An 18,181-nucleotide genomic window follows, 5' to 3' on the forward strand; every position below is an offset into this window, starting at 1 on the left:
CTGCGCGCTGCTGTGCGTCAGCTGTGGTGGTCGGGTTCGGTGAGCAGCGGGTACACGCCGTTCTCGTCGTGGTCCTCCCGGCCGGTCACGGGCGGGTTGAAGACGCACAGGCAGCGGAACTCGTGCTTCACGCGCAGGGTGTGCCGCTCGTGGCCGTCGAGGAGGTACATGGTTCCCGGCGTGATCGTGTAGGTCCGGCCCGTCTCCTCGTCCGTGAGTTCGGCCTCCCCCTGCGTGCAGACCACGGCCTCCACGTGGTTCGCGTACCACATGGACGTCTCGGTGCCTGCGTACAGGACGGTCTCGTGCAGGGAGAAGCCGACGCGTTCCTTGGCCAGGACGATGCGCTTGCTCTCCCAGGTGCCGGATGCCGCCCTGACGTGGCGGTTGGTTCCCTCGATGTCCCGGAACGAGCGGACGATCATGGTGGTGCCCTTCGTGGTGTGCGGCGGGGTGCTGGTCAGGCGGTTTCGCGGACGGAGCGGACGAGGATGTCGAGGCCCTCGTCGAGTTCGTCGCCGGTGACGGTGAGGGGCGGGAGCAGCTTCACGACCTCGCCCTCGGGGCCCGAGGTCTCGACGAGGAGACCGAGCCCGAAGGCCCTGCGGCACACCTCTGCGGCCCGCTCCTTCTGGGTGAACTCGACACCCCAGACCAGTCCGCGGCCCCGGTACGTCGCGCCCAGCCGGCCGTGTTCGGCACACAGCTCGCGCAACGCGCTCTCGATGCGCCCGCCCTGGACGAGGGTCCGCTCGCGCAGAACGCCGTCGCCCCAGTACGTCTCCAGCGCCGCGGTCGCGGTGACGAAAGCCGGGTTGTTGCCGCGGAAGGTGCCGTTGTGCTCGCCGGGCTCCCACAGGTCCAGTTCGGGCTTGAACAGGCACAGGGACATGGGGAGTCCGTAGCCGCTGATGGACTTGGACAGCGTGACGATGTCCGGGGTGATGCCTGCCTCCTCGAAGGAGAAGAACTCGCCGGTCCGGCCGCAGCCCATCTGGATGTCGTCGACGATGAGCAGCATGTCGCGGCGCCGGCACAGGTCGGCGAGGGCGCGCAGCCATTCCGCGCGGGCCACGTTGATCCCGCCCTCGCCCTGGATCGTCTCGACGATGACGGCCGCCGGATGGTTGAGGCCGGAGCCGTGGTCCTCCAGCAGGCGCTCGAACCAGAGGAAGTCGGGCGTCCTGCCGCCGAGGTAGTTGTCGAAGGGCATCGGGGTGCCGTGTACCAGCGGGATGCCGGCGCCGGCCCGTTTGAAGGCGTTGCCTGTGACGGCGAGCGAGCCGAGCGACATGCCGTGGAAGGCGTTGGTGAAGGACACGACCGCCTCGCGGCCCTTGGCCTTCCGCGCCAGCTTGAGCGCCGCTTCGACGGCGTTGGTCCCGGTGGGCCCGGGGAACATCACCTTGTAGGGCAGTGCGCGGGGTTCGAGGACGTGAGACCGGAAGGTTTCGAGGAAGGCCCTCTTGGCGGTCGTCGACATGTCGAGACCGTGCGTGATGCCGTCCCGCTCCAGGTAGTCGAGCAGGGCCCGTTTGAGGACGGCGTTGTTGTGGCCGTAGTTCAGGGACCCGGCGCCCGCGAAGAAGTCCAGGTAGCCGCGGCCGTGTTCGTCGTACAGTCGGCTTCCGGTGGCGCGGTCGAAGACGACGGGCCAGGCGCGGCAGTAGCTGCGTACCTCGGATTCCAGGGTCTCGAAGACGGACAGGACCGGCTCGGTCATGGTCAAGGCAATTCTCCAGTGCGCGCGGGGGGTTTGGTGCGGAGGGTTCGGTACGGGGTGTTCGGCGTGGTGGCCCGGACGGCGGGCCGCCGGGCAGAACCGCCGATCAGAAGTGGAGCGGACCGATGCGGTGCAGGACCTCCGGGGCGTGCCCGCTGTCCGGGAACTCTTCTGCGGTGAACAGCACTTCGCGCGTGAGCGTGGCGCCGTGCCGTGCGGCATACGAGGCGAACACTCGCTCCGACGCGAGGTTTCCGGGGGAGATGGTGGTCTCCAGGGCGCTCATTCCGTGTTCTGCCGCCACGCGGGCGGAGAGGCCATCGAGCAGGGCTCCGGCGATTCCCTGGCCGCGGACGGATTCGTCGACGGCGATCTGCCAGACGAGCAGGGTTTCGGGGCTGTCGGGCCGCAGGTATCCGCTGACGAATCCGATGGCCCGTCCGGAGGAGTCGCGGGCCACCGCGGATGTGCCGGCGAAGTCACGGCACCAGAGGAGGTAGCTGTAGGACGAGTTGAGGTCCAGCGTCCGGGAGTCGCGGGCGAGGCGCCACAGCAGGGGGCCGTCACCCGGGCGGGGTCGGTCGATGTGCGTCGTCGAGGTGGGCGGGAGGGTCTTCCTGTAATGGGCCAGTTCTGCATGAGCAGTCATGCGGACCGAAGCTACCCAGGGATGGAGCAAATTGCATGGACCTAAGGGGTTACGAAGCCGGTGTGGTCCGTGATAGTTGCAGACAGCTTCTGGGGGGTCGTGAAGCGCTGACTCTGACCCTGCATCCTTGCGAAAAATCCGTATATTTCCGCCGCCCACTCGATTCTATAACGAGCGGATAACGTCTTTGCCCTGTCTCATTTTTGACGCTTGAATGTGACGCCTCCCTCGGTCGATCGGGGGTTTCGTTCACGGCTGCGCGGTTATAGGGGGCGTGCAGGCGGGGGCAGTACCTACTGCCCTGTTCCAGTGGGAGGGCGGGGATGAGGCACGCAATCCGAGCCGCGTCGTGGTCGGATCGCGCAGAGGGCGCCTGACGCGGATCATCCCAGGTCAGGCGCCTTCTTTCGTGCTCTTAGAAGAAGCCGAGCCTTTTCGGGGAGTAGCTGACCAGGAGGTTCTTCGACCAGTTGTCCGGGATGTGGATCAGTTGACCGGACCGGCCTCGGCCCGGCGCTGACCACCGAGGCCCGGCTCACTCCCAATAGAGCGACCACGTCGTCGAACGGACCATGCCGGCGCCCGGCGCCCCGCGTCGTATCGCTGCCGTAGTCCAGCCTTACCGTGGAGGGCCGCCCTGCAGTGTGGCTTGAGGGGCTACTGGATCCGCTGCACGTATTCAGCAGCGCCTGGGTGCCCGGCACGGGCAGCCTGCCGCATCATGTCGTCAGCCTCACGCACCCGTTTTTGCATCCCGAGGTTCAGCCCCAACTGATACATGGCGTCTGCCTTACCTGCCGCTGCCGCCAGGCGAAGCCAGGGCTCTCCCTCTGCGTACTTCCCGCGGAGGACGCCCAGTGTGAGTCCGACCCTCATCGCGGCCTCGGGATGCCCGTCGCGTGCAGCTCGATACCACCAGGTCTCGGCCTCCTTCTGCTCGTCAAGGCCCAGGAGCAGCTCGCCGAGCGCGAAGGCGGCGTCGGTGTTCCCCGCCTGCGATTCCTCGCGAAGCTCCTCGACGGTCCTCAAAGTCTCCTGGATCTGCAACGTGGCCTCCAGGAGTTCGTCGGCCTTCTCCACACGCCTTTCTGCGGCACGTCGGGCCCAGAACTCGGCTTCCTTGTATTGCTTCCGCTTGGCGAGAAGCAGGCCCAAGGTGTAGAGGGCCTCACCCTGCTCGAGGTCGGCGGCATGCCGCAGCCACAACTCCGCCTCTGCCAGGCGTCCTTCCGCATGGAGGAGTGCGCTGAGGCTGTAGGCGGCCTCCGCGTGGCCGTGCTGTGCGGCGCGCTGCCACTGGACGGCGCACTCCTGCGTGCGTCCTTGGTCTCGAAGCAGTAGGCCCAGGCCGTAGGGAGCGTCTTCATGTCCGAGATCGGCGGCTTGGGACAACAGGAGTTCGCTTTCAGCCCGATGGCCGTTGTGCGCACGCAGAATGGCGAGACGGAAGCAGGAGTCCGCGTGCCCCGCTTCCGCGAGGGGGCGCCAGATGTCTTCCGCGATGGCGTATTCGTCGTAGACAGCCGCAAGCAGCCCCATGACGAAGAGGTGGACGTCGCTTCGCGCGTACTTCCTCGCAACGGCCCATGCAGCGCGAGGAAAGGGAGGCTCGGAGCCCTCACGGTAGGCGGCGTCGAGTAGGTAGTCGAACGGCTTCCACGAGTCGGACGTTATACCGGTGGGGTTGAGCATGGCGGTCGCGCCGTAGCGGATGCGCGTCGCCCAGGCCATCGCATCGGCAGCGCTCTCCGGACGTGCGCCGGGCACTGCGGCGAGATAGGTGATGTGCAGTTCCTCCAGCGCCGCGAGCGGCACCTCGTCCAAGCCTGCCCTGCAGAGGTCGATGGCGGCTTTGACGAACGCGTAACCTCGGGGTTGTCCTCCCGCTCTGCCTGCCCGGCGCATCTCCTGCAGCAGGGCAGGGCCCGCTGCCAGATACTCCGGGATGCCGTATGCCTCGTGATGAGCGAGGGCATCGTCCAGTCCTGGATCGTTCATCTCCGCGGTGCGGCGCAGTTCCGCAGCACTCCACAGCCGCTCGAGCGGTACCTGTTCGCCCATGTTCAAGAGGCGGGCTCCGAGGTGATCCGCGAATCGCAGGTTCTGCTCGGCTCGGCTCAGGGCGAGGCTTTGGCGCTGGAACCGATCGACGAACTCATCCCTGAGGGTGGCCAGCACGACCACCCGTTGCCGCATCAGGTCGGCTAGCAGTGTCGGATCCAGGCCGTCCTCGCGCACGTAGTCTTCGAGATCGTCCAGCCATAGCACGAGGCCGCTCGTCGCCCTGGCAGATGACCTGGTCAGGCCGCGGAGGTCGGCGTGGCGCGGGGGAGCCCAGACACGGTAGTCGGGAAGCTCGCTTTGCATCGACTCGAAGGCACATCGTGTCTTGCCGGCCGTCGAATCGCCGGTCAGCACGATGAAGCCGCCGCTCTGGCGCAGTCCGGACATGCGGGGGCGGACCGTCGTGTCCACGTCCCTCATCACGTAGGGCGGTAGCGCCGACTGGCCCTCGATCCGCCGCGGATGGTGCACACCCAACGCCAGTGGATCGGCACGCGTGACGGGGATCCAGTCGCCAGCTGTGGGAGAGGCAGCCCCCTCGGAGGTGAAATAGTTGTTCTGCGTGCCACTCAGTTGGGACGGCCCACGAAAGTGGTTGGCATGAACATCAAAGGTGTCACCCTCGCCGGTCATCTTCGTCCTTCACCCGTGGTTGTGCTGGATTCCCTTCACCTGGACAGGGCCATGGAACGTGTTGCCATGGACCTCCACGTGATCCCCAGCGAGAGGCCTCTCAGCAGAGGCGACCTCTTCGAGCTCATCGAGAACGGATCGAAGTTCAGCGGCGGCAGCCGGCTCGTCGCGCAGGAGATCTGTGAGGCGCCTACGCCACTGCCTCTCAGCCTCGGCAACCCGCGCGGGCTCACCAGACTCCACCGCTCTCACCAACGAACCCCGAAGGACGATGAGTTCAGCGTCGGCAGTGGCTGTACGCACCTCGTCACCGCGGCCCAGAAGCCGCGAGACCCTCTCCTTCACGCCCGTCCATGCGTCTGTCGTCCACGCCGCGATCAGTGCGGTCGCGGCGGACGATGCCAGTGCTGCCAGTTCAGGATCCATCGCACACTCCCAAGTCTCCAGCGCACATCAACGGTAGGTCCCGAATCGCGTGTTGCCCTCCGAACGCCCCGATCGACACACCTCGGATGTCTCGCGGAGTCTGGTCAGTACCGGCGAGCACGGCGCCCATGACGGAGTGGGGCCGTTTCCGAAGTGGAACGCGACCCCACGTGATCCACTGCACCTCCTGCACGAGCCCGGAGGTCTGGATGAAAGTTCCCGGCGGGACAGCCGAGTTACCGTCGCACTGGCGGGTCGGCGATGTCGTGGACGGCCGGTACGAGGTGCTGCGGCTGCACGGCAACGGCGGGATGGGCCTGGTGTACCAAGTGCGGCACCTGGCCGCCGTGGCTGTCGTACTCGACTCTGCGGACACCCCTCGGAAGGGACCATCCAGGATGTCGGCCGCGCGTTGATGTCACATGCGGTTGACGTCACGCTGGGTCGTGCCTCATGTGCAGTCCTGCGTCCGTGAGCCGTCCGACCGGATGCGTCCGGGTAGCTGTTCCTACGGGGGAGAACTTCGGTGTTCGGAATCATCAGGCCATGCCGTCATCGCCTGGGCGAGGGCTTGCGTACCGAGTGGATGGCGCATCTGTGCGGGCTGTGCCTGGCTTTGCGCAGCGAGTACGGGCAGTTCGCGAGGGTGGCCACCAACTACGACGGCCTGATCGTCTCGGTGCTGACCGAAGCGCAGTCGGAGCGTACCGGGGACTGGCGGCGGGGTGCCGGTCCGTGCCCGCTGCGCGGGATGCGGTCGGCGGACGTGGCGCAGGGTGAGGGCGCGCGGCTGGCGGCGACGGTGTCGCTGGTGCTGGCCGCAGCGAAGATGCGTGACCATGTGGCCGATGGCGACGGGTTGGTGGGGCGCCGCCCGGTGGCGCTGGCGGCACTCCGGATCGCCCACAACTGGGACCGTGCGGGCGTCGCAGGCGGCGAACGACTCGGCTTCGACACCGCGCTGCTGCTCGGGGCGGTCGAGCGCCAGCCGGACGTCGAGCGGTCGACCGGCCCCGGCAGCTCGCTGCTGACGGTCACGGAGCCCGCGGAGACGGCGACTGCAGCCGCCTTCGCGTACACCGCAGTGCTCACGGACCGCCCGGGCAACGCCGAACCGCCCTGTCCGACGCCGTGTTCGTCGACGGGCGGCTGGTACGGGCGCTTCTGGGAGGCGAGTTGGAGCGTGCCGTGGATCGAGTCTTCGACCCTCGGCATCGTCACCATCAGCACCGCCGCCAGGTGCGGGGCCTGCGCATGCTGCCCTGGCTGGGACGCCGTGCGGAGACGGAAACGCCCTCGGGGACCGGCACGGGCACGGCCGGCGGCGTAGGGGAGCTTGCGGGCGCGGCCCCGGAGGGCGGGGTGATGGCGTCGGGCCGGCCGTCGGAGGGGCAGTGTCGGCGGTGCCGCGAGTGGGGCCGGTTGTGCGGCGATTGCAGGTTGTGCGCCACATGCTGCCGCTGCAACGAAGACGCCGGCCAGGATGACGGAGAGCCCTTGCGGTTCGGCGACGGCAACCGCAACGGCGGCTCGAGCCGGGATGGTTCCGGCAGGGACGGTTCCGGGAGTGACGGCTGGTCCGGCGGCCAGGGCGGCGGTAACTCGGGTGGCTCCTCCGGCGGTTCGGGCGGCGGTCATGGGTCCAGTGGCTCTGGTGGTTCCGGCGGTGGCTCGGGTGACGGCTGCTGCGGTGGCTGCTGCAATCCGTGCAAGTGCTGCTGCGACTGCTGCGACTGGACGATGGATGAGCCTGGTTCCCCGCCCGGCGGGGAACCGGGTGCCGAACCTCTCGACGCTGTGCGTCGACGACGGCGTACGCCACTGGCTGTACCGCCTACACCCGTGCGACTCGGCCCCGATGAAGCTTTCAGCGGTTGGTGGTGACCAGTCTGGAAGCGCAGCGGTGGACGGCTGAATGGACAAGCCGGCGTCGACCAAGGACTGAGCCAGGGAACTGGTAGCCGCCCAGTTGACGGCGCGCGCAGCCTCCTGGAGCTCGGCGCCGACCTCCTCCAGAAGCCATGTCTTGGCCGTTCCGGATCGGCAAAATGGTTTGAGCTCGGGCGGCGGCACCGACAGGATCGGAGAAGACCGATGAGTTCTTCCCGGCGCCGCAGTCTTTCAGTGTGACCGCCACGCGCGGAGGACACTCACCTGACGGAAGGCACCATGCCCGCACCACACGAAACGCCCACCCTCTCGCCCGCCCGCGTCACCGCCGTGCTGCGGATTCTCGTGCTGTCCACGTTCGTCGTCCTCCTCAACGAGACGATCATGGTCAACGCGATCCCGCGGCTCATGCGCGATTTCGAAGTCACCGCGGCAGCCGCAGGGTGGCTGTCCACGGCCTTCATGCTCACTATGGCCGTCGTCATCCCGGTGACGGGGTGGTTCCTCCAGCGCGTGACGACCCGAACCGCCTTCGGCCTCGCCATGGCACTGTTCCTCGCCGGCACGGCCCTGGCCGCGGCCGCTCCCACCTTCCCCGTACTGCTGGTCGCCCGCGTCATCCAGGCCAGCGGCACCGCCGTCATGATGCCGCTGCTCATGACGACGCTGATGACCCTCGTACCCCCGCACGACCGCGGCCGTGTCATGGGCAACATCACCCTCGTCATCTCCGTCGCACCCGCCCTCGGCCCCGCCGTCTCCGGTGTGCTGCTGCAGCTGGGGTCATGGCGCCTGCTGTTCTTGGCCGTGCTTCCCATCGCCGGAGCCATGGCCCTATTCGGTCGGCGCAAACTGGTCAACATCGGCGAGCCGCAGGCCGGCCCGATCGACTGGTTGTCCGTCCCCCTTGCGGCAGCGGGCTTCGGCGCCCTGGTCTACGGCTTGAGCGGGCTCGGTGCCGGGAACGCGGCCCAGGCCCCGGTGCCCCCGGCGGCCACGGCCCTGGTCGGTGCCGTGCTGGTAGGCCTGTTCGTATGGCGACAGCTGGCACTGCAGCGCTCGTCCGCACCGCTGCTGGACCTGCGCGCCCTGACGTTTCGCCACTTCTCCGTGGCGCTCGGCCTGATGTGCCTGTCCTTCATGGCCCTCATGGGTGCGTTCATCCTTCTGCCGATCTATCTGCAGGAGGTGTGCGGCCTGACCTCACTGCAGACCGGGCTGCTCCTCATCCCCGGCGGCCTGACCATGGGCCTGCTCGGACCACAGGTCGGCAAGCTCTACGACCGACTCGGCGCACCACGCCTGGTCGTACCCGGAGCCGTACTCACAGCGCTTTGCCTCGCGCTGTTCGCCCTCACGGACGAACAGACCTCGCCGTGGCTGGTGCTCGCCCTTCACGTGGCCCTGAGTGCGGGCATGGCGTTCGTCTTCACCCCCGTCTTCACCTCCGGCCTGTCCGTACTGCCGCCGCACCTCTACCCCCACGGCTCCGCCATCCTGGGCTCGCTCCAACAGGTCGCGGCTGCCGCCGGCACCGCCCTGGTCATCAGTGTCATGTCGGGACACGCCGCCACGGCAGCAGCCGATGGTGCCGACACCACCGGCGCCCTCGCCACGGGCATCCGGTGGGGATTCGGCATCGGCGCCGTGATCGGCGCCCTGGCCGTGCTGGTCGCGTTGCTGATCCGCACCCCGCCCGCTCCGCAACAGCCTGCTGCGTCGGAGGCCCAGGACGAAGACGGCACCACGACGAACAAAACCGCCCACACACCCACCTGACGCCCTGGTGATCGGCCCGGTGCTCGCCGCGACGAAGGGGGCACGGTTCGACTGCGGCCAACGGCTCGTCCGGTCGTACCCGGCGACCAGCAGCGCCGGGTCCGCCGGCGGCGGGCATGTGTGGACGACTCCGCCGCAGCGACTCGGCCCTCAACACCGGGCCCACACATGGGGAATGCCTCGACGCGCAGCTGTACTCGCTGGGGGGCGGGGTGCGGCGGCAGAGACGGTGCTGCGGCGCCTGCTGCCGCCGGCCAACCCCAGCCTGGAGCCAAGGGCCTGTCTGCGATGCTGCAGTCGACTCTTGGTCCGTGACTGGTCCCCGGAAACGATGCCTGAAGCGCAGCAGGTATCTCTCAGGGTTGCCTTGTGGTTACCTGGCGTGGCTGGAGTGGGTGTTGTCCGGGGAAGGCAACACCCACTTCCGACAACGGACTTCGCCTATCCAGAAGAAGCTGAGCTTCTTCGGGGAATACGACACCAGCATGTTCTTCGTCTCCTGGTGGTACAGCAGCCGCACCGCCCTGACCTGCTGAAACGATAGTTGGCGAGGCTTTCTGGCAGCGGCTGGCCCGGAAATGGTCCGGATCTTGGACGTTCCGGCCCGGGTGGTAGGGATCGGGCAGGAGCGGGAAGCCGCGGGAGCGATCGGCGGCGGGGTACGTGCAATCGGCTCGCCGTACGGCCACCCTGGGCCGCTGCTTCCATCAGGGGCGTTCCCCCGGTGCAATGCGATGGTCCGAGTTCCGATCGCGACAGGGACAGCTGCGCTCGTCCGGGGGCTGGCAGGCGCGCTGGCCGATGCACGAGGCATGGCCGCAAGTACGCCACCGCCACTCATTCAGGCCCAGGGAGGGGTGCATTGACGACTCCGAACGGTACGTGAACGCTTGGGGTGGCCGGCGCCGTGCCGGCCAGGTGGGAGACCTGGTCGTCGAAGAAGATGTGCGGGTCGAGGGCGCTCATCACGGCGGCCTTGTCGATGCCGCCGAGGAAGAAGGCGTCGTTGACGCGCAGTCCCCACTGCTTGAGGCTACGCACGGCACGTTCGTGTGCGGGGGCGTCCCGGGCGGTGACCAGGGACACCCGCAGGCGGGGCTGGTAGGCGGGATTCTTGCGGCGTTCTTCCTCTTCGCGGCGCTGGATGCGGTTGATGCCCGCGAGGAAGTCCTTCAAGGGACCTGGGTCGTGAGGGGTGGCCGCATTGAGGACTTCGTGCGCGCGGAACCCGTCGATGCCGGCGGTTCGGTAGATCCGCTCAGAGGAGTCGCCCGCCAGTACGCCGTCGAAGTCGAAGGCGATGCGGAGTTCCTGGTCGGTGTCGTCATCGACTCGCTCGGTCTCGAGTACATGCCCCGCCGGCAGGCCGTCGGCCACCGCTTCCCGAACGTCGGAACCGTTGGCCGACAGGAACAGGGACATGTTCAGAGCGGTTATGAAGCGGTGTGACGACCGGCCTTGCTGGAACACGGCCCGACTGATGTGCAGACCGTGCGCCGCGACGGAACGCATGACGCGGAGCCCGGTGTCCGGGTCATTGCGCGACAGGATGATGACCTCGACCAGCGGATCGAGGGGCTCCGCGAGGTCGTTCAGCGACAGCAGGCGCCGGACGAAGGGGAAGGCCACCCCCTTGTCCAGGACGTCGTCCACGTGGGCCTCCTGGTACCTCCGGTACGCGTCCTCACCCTGCTGCCGGAACACCGCGTCGCAGTCGGCGAGGTCGAACAGGGCGCTGGAGGCGATCCCGATGACGACGCGGTCGGACAGGTCGTACTTCATCTCGCCCCCCTGCTGGCACACGTGCAACATCGAGACGGTTATCGCCTGTTCGAGTATTCCGAAAACATGTGCGCCCCTTGCTCGGCAGCCAGCTGCGCTCCGGGCGGCCGCGTCTCGTTCGCTCGTCCGAACAATGGACGGTGGTCGTCGCCCAGCGGGCGCACGGCCCAGTCGGGCGCGTGCAATTGGTTCGCCCCGTCCGCCAGGTGTCGTAAGAGGGAACCCGGCGGGAATCCGGGGCTGCCCCGCAGCGGTGAAGTGGGAACGACCGCCGTCATGCGTACTGGGACCGTGAGGTCCTGGGAAGCGATGGTCAGTAGGGGCTGGCCCCAGTGGCCTGCGTGCCCACGAGTCCGAAGACCTGCCCGTTGCCCGCACGCGGACGATTCCGTGTGCGGAAATCCCGGTGATCCGGCGGTGCCGCCGGCACGGCCCCAAAGATCTGAACCGATACCGGGAATCAGGCAGCGACGAGATCCTGCTCGCGGTCCGGCGCATCGACCTTGGGCTTCTTGTTCGGCAGCGAGAGCCGGAAGACCTTGCGCCACGCGGAGAACACCTGCTTGGGCAGCGGCCCGGTGACGTACTCCAGCTCGTACTTCTCGAACAGCGCGCGCACCTTCACCGCGACCTCGGCGTACCGGTTGCTCGGCAGGTCCGGGAACAGGTGGTGCTCGATCTGGTGCGACAGGTTGCCGGTCATGAAGTGCATGGCCCGGCTGCCGGTGATGTTCGCCGAGCCCATCATCTGGCGCAGGTACCACTGGCCGCGCGTCTCGCCCTTGATCGACCGGCGCTCGAAGACATGCACGCCCTCGGGGAAGTGCCCGCACATGATCACCGAGTGGGTCCAGATGTTGCGGACCAGGTTCGCGGTGAACGTGGCGGCGAGCGTGGGGAGGAACGACGGGCCCGACAGCATCGGGTGGATCACGTAGTCCTTGAGCACCTGCTTGCGGATCTTGCGGCCAACGGCCTTGGCCCGCGCGCGGAACTCCGGGTTCTTGCGGCGGCGCTTGTGCAGGTTCTTGCCGAGCTCCAGGTCGTACGCTGCGATGCCGTACTCGAAGAAGCAGGCGTTGATGAAGTTCCACAGCGGCTGGCCGAGGTGGAACGGGTGCCACCTCTGGTCCTCGTCGACGCGCATGATGCCGTAGCCGAGGTCGTTGTCCTTGCCGATCACGTTGGTGTAGGTGTGGTGCAGCTCGTTGTGCGAGTGCTTCCACTGGTCGGACGGCGAGACGTGGTCCCACTCCCAGGTGGTGGAGTGGATCTTCGGGTCCCGCATCCAGTCCCACTGGCCGTGCAGGATGTTGTGGCCGATCTCCATGTTGTCCATGATCTTCGCCACGGACAGGCCGGCGGTGCCGATCACCCACGCGGGAGGGAAGATCGAGAACAGCAGGACACCCCTGCTGACCAGCTCGAGCTTGCGCTGCGCCGAGATGACCTTGCGGATGTACGCGGCGTCCTTCTCGCCTCGGCTGGCGATCACCTCATCGCGGATCGCGTCCAGCTCGCGGCCGAGCTCCTCGATCTGCTCCGCGGTCAGGTGGGCGGTGGGGTCGATGGCGGTCAAGGTGCTCCTACCGTTCGATGTCGCAGGGGCCCGCCGCGGCGGACACGCAGGTCTGGATGAGGACGCCCGGCTCGGCCTCGGTGATCTCGCCGGTGCGCAGGTCGCGGACGGCGCCCGCCTTGAGCGGCGTGACGCAGCCGAAGCAGATGCCCATACGGCACCCGGACGGCATGAGCACGCCGGCCTCCTCGCCGATGTCCAACAACGGCGTGGCGCCGTCCGCGTCGACGGTCTTGCCGGTGGCGCTGAAGGTGACCTCGCCGCCGTCACCGGCGACGACGATGCCGGGGCGGAAGCGTTCGGTGTGCAGGCGCTCTTCGACGCCGTGTTCGCGCCAGAACCCTTCGGCGGCGTCGAGCAGGCCCGCGGGCCCGCAGGCCCAGGTCTCGCGCTCGGCCCAGTCGGGCACCAGTTCGTCGAGACGGGCGATGTCGAGCATGCCGTCCGTGTCGGTGTGCACCTCGGTGAGCCGCAGTTTCTCGTCCGCGACCAGGTCGTGCAGTTCGCTGCGGAAGATCACGTCTTGCGGCTGCGGCGCGCAGTGGATCATGACGACGTCGTCGAACTCGATGTCACGCAGCATGCCCATCACGGGCGTGATGCCGCTGCCGGCCGTCAGGTAGAGCACCTTGGCGGGCTTGGCCTTCGGCAGTACGAAGTCACCGGTCGGCTGGTCGAGCTGGACCAGCGTGCCCGGCTTCGCCCTGCGGACCAGGTGGTTGCTGACCTTGCCGTCCGGGATCGCCTTCACGGTGATCGTGACGCGGCCGTCCCGGCGGTTCGTCGGCGAGGTGATGGAGTAGGCGCGCCACAGGCGCCTCCCGTCGACGTCGACCCCGATCCGCACGTACTGACCGGCCGTGTGACCGCGCCAGCCCCTTCCCGGCCTGATCACGATGGTCGCGGCGTCACCCGTCTCGGGGTGCACGGCCTCGATGCGCCCACGCAGGTCAGCGCCCGCACGCAGCGGGCTGACCAGGTCGAGGTAGTCCGACGGCAGCAGCGGCGTCGTGATCATCTCCAGCAGTTTCCACGCCCTACTGCGGAGGGCTGCACTCGTCATGACCCCAGCTTGATGCGCCTCAAGGCGTAAAGTCCTGACCGAAAGACGTAAATTTGGTCGGCTGAATTGTTCGCAGGGAATAAAACATGAGCCATCCAATCCGGAGGGTCACCGAGCTGGCCCTGGACCAGGCAACGGTCACCGCAGTTCGGGCCGCGCTGAAGACCACCGCCGACGAGGTCGTCCAGGCGATCATCGACGAGGTCCCTCCCTACGCCAACGCCCTTTCGGGCCGCATGGGCGTCACCATCCGCCGAGCCGTCCGCACCGCCCTGGGGCACTACCTGGACCTCGCGAGCGGGAACGCCACAGGCGGCGACGCCGGTGACGCGGCCTACGAGCTGGGCCGCGGCGAGGTGCGCGACGGGCGTTCGATGGACGCCCTGCTCAGCGCCTACCGCGTCGGCGCCCGCGTGGCCTGGCGATGCCTGGCAGCGGGTGCCGTACCCGCAGGTCTGCCCGCCGCCGAGGTCGCCAAGTTCGCCGAGCTGACCTTCGCCTACATCGACGAGCTCTCCGCCGCGAGCGCCGCGGGCCACGCCGACGAACTGGCCGCCCGGGGCCGGGACCACGAGCGCCACCTGGAACACCTGGCCCGCGACCTCCTCGCCGGCGCGAGCCCGGACGTGCTGCTGGCCTCTGTTCAACGGGCCGGGTGGCAGCCTCCGGCTTCGCTGACCGCCGTCTTGCTGCCCGCCGCCCAGGCTCGGCCTGCCTACCGCGTGCTCGACCCGAGCACCCTCGTCCTCGACGATCTGCCGGACGCCTTCGGTGTGCTGCTCGTCCCCGATGCCGACCGGTCACATCTCTTGCGGCAGCTGACCGACCGCACCGCCGTGGTCGGCCCGGCCCGGCCATGGACTCGTGCATCCGCCTCGTACGCACGAGCCGCACGCGCGCGCTCCCTCTCCTCCGATATCCGCGACACCGAGGACCACCTGCCCGAGCTGGTGCTGAGCGCCGACGTGGACGCGTTCGCAGACCTGCGGGCCCGAGCCCTCGCACCGCTCGGGACCTTGCCTGTCGCGACCGCACGGCGGCTGGAGGAGACGTTGCGGGCGTGGCTGCTTCACCAAGGCAGGCGGGACGAGGTGGCGGCGGCGTTGTTCGTCCATCCCCAGACCGTCCGGTACCGGATGTCGCAGCTGCGGGAGCTGTTTCCGGATCTCGCATCGCCACACCGGGTCCTCGAACTGACGCTGGCGGTCGGTCTTCGGGTCAGCTGACGCGTACTTCGCCCGTCCGCGACTGGTTCGGAGCAGCCGGTCTGGAGTGGGAGAGGGGCGGGAGGAACCGGGAGGAACCGGAAGAATCGACACCCGTGTCGAGCGGGTCGCGCCGACGGCGCCTGACGGGCGAAAGCCCAGGTCAGGTGCCGTTGTTCGGGCTCCTGGAAGAAGCCGAGCTTCTTGGGGGAGTACGAGACCAGGAAGTTCTTGGTCTGCTGCTGGTACAGCAGCTGCCCGCATGCTGACCAGCCCAAATGGCAGGAAGTACGGCTCCTTGGAGGGGGCTGGTCCGGAAATGGTCCGGATCTGGGTTCGCGGGCTCCTGGGGCGGCGGGGTGGGGCGTGATGGGAGGTTCTCGGAGTCTCGACGCTCGTCAAGGCGAATCGGTCTGAACGGTGTCAGTCGTGTCGGGCGAGCTTGACGGCGGAGACGAGGAGGATCACGGCCGGCAGGGGGATGAGGGCGATGTCTGGGAACACTCCCAGCAGCGGTCCGCCCGGTGCCGCGTGCCGATGATCGAGCCCGCGGGATGCAGGGCTGTGATCCCACAACCCGCCGACCAGATCGCCAACTGCAAGCGCAATGGCAGCCCGGTTTGTACGACAGCCTCCTTGAGAATCAGGTGCCGGAGTTGTCGACGAACCCCACGATATCGAGGTACTCGATTTTGGGCGGGACGCCATAAATCCCCGTCACTTTGTCGACGATCTCCTCCGTGAAGAAGGCGCGGCCTTTCTCCTCGTCATCCCACACGTAGAAGTTCCTTGCCCGAACGACGTCTTCGTCGAGCATGAAGCTCTTGAAGTGAAGGCCGGGCATGCCTTCGAACGGCCCTCGAAGTTCGCCGGCAATCTGCCGGGCAATAGCCCTGGCTGCCCGAGGGCTTGCTGATCCGGAAGAAGCGGCTTGGAGGCGCCGGCGCCGGAGGGAGGCATGCCGAGGGAGACGCCGAGGGTCACTCGTTCAGCTCGGCCTGCATCTGCGCCTCCTCGGCGTGGCGCGCAGCGATGGATGACACCCTTGCGCTCTGTGGCTCACGTCACACGAGGTTCCTGTCAGCAATCGGGGCGCCGTTCCGCTCAAGTCACCGAGAGCAAGCGAACCGACAGGAGCATCACATGAAGCACCGCATCGTCGTCCTCGGCGCCGGCTATGCCGGGGCCTACGCGGCCGGGACCCTGGCCCGCCGGCTGTCCCCGGCGGACACCGAGATCACCGTGGTCAACGCCGAGCCGGACTTCGTCCAGCGGCTGCGGCTGCACCAGCTCGCGGCCGGCCAGGAGATCGAGGCCCCGAAGCTCGTCGACGTCTTCGCGGGCACGGGGATACGGCTGCGCCTGGCCCGTGTCACGGCCGTCGACCCTGAGCGCCAGGTCGTCGCCGTGGTTGACGCCGACGGCGGAGGCGAGCTCGCCTACGACACGCTGCTCTACGCGCTCGGCAGTCACGTCGCGGACCACGGCGTCCCCGGCGTGGCCGAGCACGCTTTCCACGTCACCAGTCGTCCGGCGGCGCTGCGCCTGCGCGAGCGCCTGGACGGCCTGAGCAGGCGGGGCGACGGCGGGAGCGTGCTGGTCGTCGGCGACGGGCTGACCGGCATCGAGACCGCCACCGAGATCGCCGAATCCCGGCCCGGCCTGTCGGTGGCGCTGGTCGCCCGCGGCGAGCTGGGCGCCTCGCTCTCCGCCGGCGCCCGCAGCCATCTGCGCCAGGCCTGCGACCGGCTGGGCATCACCGTCCTGGAGCACACCAGCGTCGAAGCCGTCGAAGCGACTCGGGTGCTGTGCGCCGACGGGACCCCCCTGGCGTCCGACGCGACGGTGTGGACGGCCGGGTTCGCGGTCAACCCCATCGCGGCCGCCGGCGGGCTGGAGGTCACCGAGGACGGTCGGATAGTCGTCGATCGCACCATGCGGTCGCTCTCGCACCCGAACGTCTACGCCGTCGGCGACAGTGCCTACGCCATCGGCGACAACGGCCGGCCGCTGCCGATGTCCTGCGCTTCGGCCGGCTACACCGGCATGCAGGTCACGGCCGCGATCGTGGGACGCCTGACCGGCCGCAAGATCTCAAACACCAAGCTGGAGTATCACGGCAACCACATCAGCCTCGGGCGGCGGGACGGGATCCTGCAGATGGTCGACGGCGAGGCGCAGGCAAAGCCGAAGTACGTGAGCGGCCGGAAGGCCGCGCGGATCAAGGCGGGCATCCTCAAGATGTCGCTGTGGACCACCTCGCACCCGACCTTCGGCCTGCCCAAGCGCAAGCGCCACCTGGCCGCCGCGCAGGATGGGGCCGCGGTAAAGGTGGCCGTGTAGCCCGCCTAGGGTAATCCGCGTGGACAGCACCGCCATTGACCGGTTCGACACCAGTCGGTTCGAGGCCAGCCGCAACCGGCTGGCCTCACTGGCGTACCGGCTGCTGGGCTCCGCCGCCGACGCCGAGGACGCCGTGCAGGATGCGTTCCTGCACTGGCAGGCCGCGGACCGGCAGCTGATCAAGGTGCCGGAAGCGTGGCTCACCAAGGTCGCCACCAACCTGTGCCTCGACCGGCTCCGCTCGGCACAGGCCCGCCGCGAACGCACCGCTGGTGCCTGGCTGCCCGAACCGCTCCTCGACGGCGACCCGATGCTCGGTCCGGCTGACACCTACGAGCAGCGCGAAACGGTCTCCCTGGCCGTACTGACCCTCATGGAACGCCTGTCACCCCTCGAGCGGGCCGTCTACATCCTGCGTGAAGCGTTCTCCTACAGCCATGCCGAGATCGCCGAGATCCTCGACATCAACGAGTCTGCGAGCCAGCAGCACCTCCACCGGGCCCGGCGCCACATCACCACGGCGCGCCGCGGCGCCGGTGAACTCGACCCGGCATCGGCCCGCAGGATTGTCGAGGAGTTCCTCGCCGCCGCCTCGTCGGGCCGCGTCGAACGGCTGGTGGCGATGCTCACCGACGATGCGACCGCGATCTCCGACGGCGCCGGCCTGACCAAGAAGCTGCTGCGGTACGACACTCCGGAGCGCATCGCCGCCATCGCACGGGCCGGGTTCACATCCACACCCGCCAAACAGCGGCTTGCCGGCGGCGTTTCCGCCGTGCACTTCGCGCTCGTCAACGGCGCCCCCGCCGTCCTCTTCGTGCCTGGCGGCAAGGTCGTCGGCGCGGTGACCTTCGACATGGCAGGCGGCAAGATCGCAACCGTGCGCGGCATCGCCGCCCCTGCCCGCCTCGTCCGCCTCACCGACGCCTGGCGGCAGCACGAACCGGACGCGCCGCTCATCACCGAGTGGTGACCCGACGCCGACCGCGGCCAGGCGCGGCACCCGCGTTGCGTTGAACCGTTCCCGGGTTCCCCGGCCGGTCGG

Annotated in this window: 14 protein-coding genes and 1 riboswitch; of the genes, 5 read left to right on the forward strand and 9 right to left on the reverse strand. The window is 68.4% G+C overall.

The window, feature by feature from the left end; genetic code table 11:
• Nucleotides 1-17: 17 nt before the first annotated feature.
• From ACFWBN_RS13485 to ACFWBN_RS13505, 5 genes are all read right to left on the reverse strand, one after another.
• Nucleotides 18-425, reverse strand: coding sequence for an ectoine synthase (locus ACFWBN_RS13485; RefSeq protein ID WP_385175451.1), 408 nt, complete (start codon nt 423-425; stop codon nt 18-20).
• A gap of 35 nt (nt 426-460) precedes the next feature.
• Entirely contained in the window at nt 461-1,729 is a 1,269-nt protein-coding gene (gene ectB / locus ACFWBN_RS13490; RefSeq protein ID WP_385175453.1) for a diaminobutyrate--2-oxoglutarate transaminase, read from the reverse strand.
• A 100-nt stretch (nt 1,730-1,829) separates the two neighbouring features.
• Complete coding sequence (gene ectA / locus ACFWBN_RS13495; protein WP_385175456.1) at nt 1,830-2,372, reverse strand: diaminobutyrate acetyltransferase; 543 nt, start codon at nt 2,370-2,372, stop codon at nt 1,830-1,832.
• A gap of 657 nt (nt 2,373-3,029) precedes the next feature.
• Nucleotides 3,030-5,069, reverse strand: coding sequence for a hypothetical protein (locus tag ACFWBN_RS13500; RefSeq protein ID WP_385175459.1), 2,040 nt, complete (start codon nt 5,067-5,069; stop codon nt 3,030-3,032).
• Between the two features lie 9 nt (nt 5,070-5,078).
• Nucleotides 5,079-5,495, reverse strand: coding sequence for a hypothetical protein (locus ACFWBN_RS13505; RefSeq protein ID WP_385175462.1), 417 nt, complete (start codon nt 5,493-5,495; stop codon nt 5,079-5,081).
• 526 nt (nt 5,496-6,021) lie between these two features.
• On the opposite strand from ACFWBN_RS13505, the gene ACFWBN_RS13510 reads away from it, so the two are divergent.
• Entirely contained in the window at nt 6,022-6,825 is an 804-nt protein-coding gene (locus ACFWBN_RS13510) for a DUF5685 family protein (RefSeq protein ID WP_385175466.1), read from the forward strand.
• An 839-nt stretch (nt 6,826-7,664) separates the two neighbouring features.
• The gene (locus tag ACFWBN_RS13515; protein ID WP_385175468.1) at nt 7,665-9,164 is read left to right on the forward strand and encodes a DHA2 family efflux MFS transporter permease subunit; all 1,500 of its coding nucleotides are present in this window, start codon (nt 7,665-7,667) and stop codon (nt 9,162-9,164) included.
• Between the two features lie 837 nt (nt 9,165-10,001).
• On the opposite strand, the gene ACFWBN_RS13520 is transcribed toward ACFWBN_RS13515, so the two are convergent.
• The 3 genes from ACFWBN_RS13520 to ACFWBN_RS13530 form a co-directional block, all read right to left on the reverse strand.
• A complete protein-coding gene (locus ACFWBN_RS13520; protein WP_385175471.1) occupies nt 10,002-10,946 on the reverse strand; it encodes a 5'-nucleotidase in 945 nt (314 codons plus the stop codon).
• 169 nt (nt 10,947-11,115) lie between these two features.
• Nucleotides 11,116-11,330, forward strand: a riboswitch (cobalamin riboswitch).
• Nucleotides 11,331-11,406: 76 nt separating this feature from the next.
• The gene (locus tag ACFWBN_RS13525; protein ID WP_385175474.1) at nt 11,407-12,525 is read right to left on the reverse strand and encodes a fatty acid desaturase family protein; all 1,119 of its coding nucleotides are present in this window, start codon (nt 12,523-12,525) and stop codon (nt 11,407-11,409) included.
• 7 nt (nt 12,526-12,532) lie between these two features.
• Nucleotides 12,533-13,588, reverse strand: coding sequence for a ferredoxin reductase (locus ACFWBN_RS13530; RefSeq protein WP_385175477.1), 1,056 nt, complete (start codon nt 13,586-13,588; stop codon nt 12,533-12,535).
• 86 nt (nt 13,589-13,674) lie between these two features.
• Between ACFWBN_RS13530 and ACFWBN_RS13535 the strand changes: the two genes are divergently transcribed.
• Nucleotides 13,675-14,814, forward strand: a complete 1,140-nt coding sequence (locus ACFWBN_RS13535; RefSeq protein ID WP_385175480.1) for a helix-turn-helix domain-containing protein — start codon at nt 13,675-13,677, stop codon at nt 14,812-14,814.
• 622 nt (nt 14,815-15,436) lie between these two features.
• Here the strand turns inward: ACFWBN_RS13535 and ACFWBN_RS13540 are convergent.
• A complete protein-coding gene (locus tag ACFWBN_RS13540) occupies nt 15,437-15,610 on the reverse strand; it encodes a hypothetical protein (protein WP_385175483.1) in 174 nt (57 codons plus the stop codon).
• 326 nt (nt 15,611-15,936) lie between these two features.
• Between ACFWBN_RS13540 and ACFWBN_RS13545 the strand changes: the two genes are divergently transcribed.
• Together ACFWBN_RS13545 and ACFWBN_RS13550 are read left to right on the forward strand one after the other, a co-directional pair.
• Entirely contained in the window at nt 15,937-17,136 is a 1,200-nt protein-coding gene (locus ACFWBN_RS13545; RefSeq protein WP_385175486.1) for an NAD(P)/FAD-dependent oxidoreductase, read from the forward strand.
• Between the two features lie 19 nt (nt 17,137-17,155).
• On the forward strand, nt 17,156-18,109 hold the full coding sequence (locus ACFWBN_RS13550; protein WP_385175489.1) for a sigma-70 family RNA polymerase sigma factor: 954 nt from the start codon (nt 17,156-17,158) through the stop codon (nt 18,107-18,109).
• Nucleotides 18,110-18,181: the final 72 nt, after the last annotated feature.

This window comes from Streptomyces sp. NPDC059989 (assembly GCF_042736975.1).
In the GTDB taxonomy this organism is placed as follows: domain Bacteria; phylum Actinomycetota; class Actinomycetes; order Streptomycetales; family Streptomycetaceae; genus Streptomyces.